This window comes from Dietzia sp. Cai40, assembly GCF_014145165.1.
Lineage (GTDB): Bacteria > Actinomycetota > Actinomycetes > Mycobacteriales > Mycobacteriaceae > Dietzia > Dietzia natronolimnaea.
Genome location: NZ_JAALEB010000040.1, coordinates 1 through 3,770, shown reverse-complemented (window position 1 = coordinate 3,770; position 3,770 = coordinate 1). Strand labels below are relative to the sequence as shown.

Here is a 3,770-nt window from a genome sequence, read left to right as displayed (position 1 = left end):
TGAGGCGCGTCAGCTCGAGGCGGTGGGGGAGTGCGACCAGGTCTACGTCGAGAAGCAGTCGGCTCGCTCTCGCGCGGACCGGGTGAAGCTCGCCGAGTGCATCAGGTACCTGCGCGACGGTGACGTGCTGGTTGTCGCCTCGATGGACCGGCTAGCTCGATCCCTCGTTGATCTCAAGCAGATCGTCGGCGAGATTACCGCCAAGGGCGCGAGCGTGGAATTCGTCCACGAACGGGCCACCTACGCCGCCGACGCCCAAGATCCTCGCGCCGACCTGATGCTCTCTCTGCTGGGGGCGTTCGCCGAGTTCGAGAGGGCCATCATCCGTGAACGCCAGGCCGAGGGTATTGCCATCGCCAAGGCGAAGGGCAAGTACAAGGGACGCAAACGCGTCCTGACTGACGAGCAGATCGCCAAAGCCCGGGCCCGCGTCGAAGCGGGGGAGGGGCCGTCAGCTATCGCTCGCGATCTGGGAGTCGGGCGGTCTACGTTGTACCGCGCCCTCCAACGACATACGACGTAGACGAGGAAGGGGACCGACATGGATGGGTGGTCGCCAGCGGGCGTCGAGGGGCGTATCGCATCGTTGCTCGAGACGGGGACCGTGGGCGCTGTCCGAGACCTCTTTACCTACGGGGTGCGGATCCTGTGTCCGATCACGCTCCGTACGGGCCGCGACGTCGCCGGGTGGAGCTCATGGCACGAGGTCGCTGAGCGTGTGGGGGCGCAGTATCCGCCCCACCGCGGATTGACATCGATGATCGACAGCGCCGGCACCCCGGAGCTGGCCATGGATGTGGATCGCCTGGTCGGGTGCAGCGCTGGTCCTGCCATCGAGATCGCGCAGCGCTACTCCCGCACAGCGACTGTCCGGCAGTGGAAAGCGGCGATCTGGACGGTGAACGGTGATCCAATCGGAATACCCGACGCCGCAAGCATCATCACCATCGTCGATGACGGTGACTATGGAAGCGACTACGACTACCAGCTGGTATCTGCGTCCACTGCGGCTCTCATGGACCCGTTTCTCCATCCCGAGCCATCCTTCTTGTGGTCCGACGACGAGACACTGTTCCTCGAGGTTCAACCCGAGACCGGATGGATTGAGGTCTACTCGACTGGGCCGGATCTGGTCGAGGAGGTGCGAAGCGACACCAAGTGGGAAGTAGTCCCGCTGACCCGCGACCTCCCGCAGTCGTAGCAATCGCGCCTCCCGCGAATCTTGCTTGCGGTAGGTGCTGCAACACGACATCGGACCGCCAGCCAGTACTGGCATAACCCCGCCACCGAGCGCCGCAATCGAGGGGTTTGGCGATGAGGGAACTCGTCGTCCGCCACCGGCTGACACGCGTACCTGCGCCGCTCCCGCACGGTGCGTTAACTAGGAGGTACCCGTGGAGGCATTCCTGATTCCGCTACTGCCTCCGGTAGCCCTGTTGCTGGCGCTCTGGGCTTTCATCGTCTGGGCTTCCTTCAAGGCGACCGGGCGAGGCGCCAGACGAACTGCGGCCGCGATCTCTGCAGTGCTGTCGATTTGCGGAGCGATCGCGTTCCTCGGCTTCGCCGGCAGTGACGACTACAACGACTACCCCGGCTATACCTGCGCCCTTCGCGACGGTCACGTGCCGGACGGCTTTCCTTCCGAACGGCTTCCCCCGCAGGAACAGGTCAGCACATTTCATACCGACCTCAACTGGTCCCATGGGTACGAACTGCTCCCCGCCGGGGTTCGCTGCACCTACTGGACCAGGGATGACCCCCGCGTCAGCGTGGTTACCCACAGCCCGTGGTCGTACTCCGTGTGGATCTACGGACTACTGGCCATCGCTCTGATTCAAGCGGCCCGCGTCATCAACCCTGACCTTCTCTCTCGGCGGCGCACCTGGTCTTCGTGAACACTCGCGAGGAGTAGCGCGTTGCGACTCACAAACCGAAACTGTCCGTCAACAGTCGCCGTCCCACAACCAAGGAACTGGGACGGTCGGTCAGCGCGAAACCGTTGCGCCGATCGGTAGAGAGGGCGGCGATTTGAGCCGACATGCTGCGACTGCAAGGTGGTCGGTGACAACATCGGCTCATGGTTCACGACACGGGAACGGGGTAGCGATGCTCAGGCGGTATGCCGCTGGCGTGGGCGCTTCCTTTTTAGGGGTTGCACTCCTGGCAGGGTGCGGCAGCGACGGTACGTCCAGCTCATCGCCAGCCGAGGCGCCGCCGGTCGAGAGCACTCCCTCCTCAACGGCCCAGGAACTCGCAATCCCCGAGGAGGTAATCGTTTGTCAGCCGGGGATGGTCGACACCGCTCTCACTGTCGACGACGTCCCCGCGTGGCCGGGCCCCTCGCCGTCTGAATTCGAGATGCCGACGCCAACGCCGGCGTCGCGTGGCTGCGGAACGCTCACCGGACCAGAAGCAAAGGTCGTTTACGAGGCGGCGGTCAATCACCCGGCAGCCTTGCTGGAAGAAGGGCGCTTGGCGAGCGGCAAAGACCTGAGCGATACCAGCGATGCGTTGTGGGCGGTGGATACCGTCATAGCTTGGCTTGTCGTCGAACCCCAGTGGTGAGACGTAATTCGGTCGCTTGCTGCTCTCTCGCAGAATCTTCCCGGCGGTCTCGCGCCGTCTCCCGTCGCTGATTGCCAGATTCCCTTTCGGGTTACGCTCGGCTGATGCGTGTCTCGTCGGATGGAACCTTCCATGGGCTGCGTGCTTCGCACCTGTGTCGTGCGGCGTGCCGGGTTCCCGCAGACCCGGGTCCGTTTAATCGCCGCCTTGTTGCACTGCATCCGGTCATCAATTACCGGCCCTACATTTCCGCATCCCCTGACGTGTTCCCTCCCGGTCATCCCGGGTACGACCAGGGCGTGGCGGCAGACCTGCAGATCCCGCAGGCTTTGCGCAACGAGATCGAAGACTGGATCGACCAGTTCAAGACACACTTCCGCCACCTCGGTGACCGTCCGGTCGATCAGCCCGTGTGGACGGACGGATTCGACGAAATGGCCTGGCTCGACCGCGGACACGAACTGGCCGAGCGCCTCGGTGAACATTTCCCGGAGCACTTCGTGTTCTGCTGCGCGGAGAAGTACGTGGTGTGCGAGCTCGCCGCCGATCAGCTGGACTACGTATGCGCAGTGACCGGTCAGTTTAAACGTGAACACGGCTGGCGGATGCCCGGCAATGAGCCCGATCCGGATGTGCCGGGGGAGCTGAAACTTATGCCGGAGTACGGGGTCGAGTGGGGCCTTTGGGACGGGTGGCTGCCGTACCACCAGCCCCCTCGGCTCCGCACAGGTCCGGGCCCTGGGGGTTTTCCGACCCCGCGCAGCCTCGGGCTCACCTCGCAGCTCGAGGCCCGTATCTGGCGGTGGAACGAGGACTGGCACCGCGGGTTCCTGGACTACGGGCAGGATGACGATGGGACTAGCGCCAATCTCGGCTTGCCGAATGGGGGTTTCGCTCTGCCGGAGTGGGCCGACGATATGGACCCGGCGGCCTGGTATCGCGAGGGCCGAGCGATCGCCGCGAGCCTTGCCGATCAACTCCCGGGAGTGAAGGTGCGACTCAGGGCGATCCACTACGTGTGTGCACCGCGCTACCTACGCCTTACGAGAACTCCCCGCGACAATGAGTTCTTCACACCGCTAGCGAGACGGTTTCCCGAGACACCCGAGAACGTTGACGGCCCATGAAGCGGACGTGCGCCAGAGCCAGCAGCAGGAGTGTCGCAATACTGTAGGTTTTTAAGGCACATTCACGGCGCCAGGCGG

Annotated in this window: 5 protein-coding genes; all 5 read left to right on the top strand. The window is 64.1% G+C overall.

What is annotated here, in order from left to right; all coding sequences use genetic code 11:
* Nucleotides 1-523 (top strand): recombinase family protein (locus G6022_RS01875; RefSeq protein WP_182690949.1); only part of this gene is annotated, 523 nt, incomplete at its 5' end.
* 18 nt (nucleotides 524-541) lie between these two features.
* The gene (locus tag G6022_RS01870; protein WP_182640117.1) at nucleotides 542-1,201 is read left to right on the top strand and encodes a hypothetical protein; all 660 of its coding nucleotides are present in this window, start codon (nucleotides 542-544) and stop codon (nucleotides 1,199-1,201) included.
* A 193-nt stretch (nucleotides 1,202-1,394) separates the two neighbouring features.
* On the top strand, nucleotides 1,395-1,895 hold the full coding sequence (locus G6022_RS01865; RefSeq protein WP_182640118.1) for a hypothetical protein: 501 nt from the start codon (nucleotides 1,395-1,397) through the stop codon (nucleotides 1,893-1,895).
* 394 nt (nucleotides 1,896-2,289) lie between these two features.
* Nucleotides 2,290-2,565: a hypothetical protein gene (locus G6022_RS01860; protein WP_182640119.1), complete on the top strand. Its 276-nt coding sequence runs from the start codon at nucleotides 2,290-2,292 to the stop codon at nucleotides 2,563-2,565.
* 104 nt (nucleotides 2,566-2,669) lie between these two features.
* Nucleotides 2,670-3,692 carry a hypothetical protein gene (locus G6022_RS01855; protein ID WP_182640120.1) on the top strand — a complete coding sequence of 341 codons (1,023 nt, stop codon included), beginning with the start codon at nucleotides 2,670-2,672 and terminating at the stop codon, nucleotides 3,690-3,692.
* The last annotated feature ends 78 nt before the right edge of the window (nucleotides 3,693-3,770 follow it).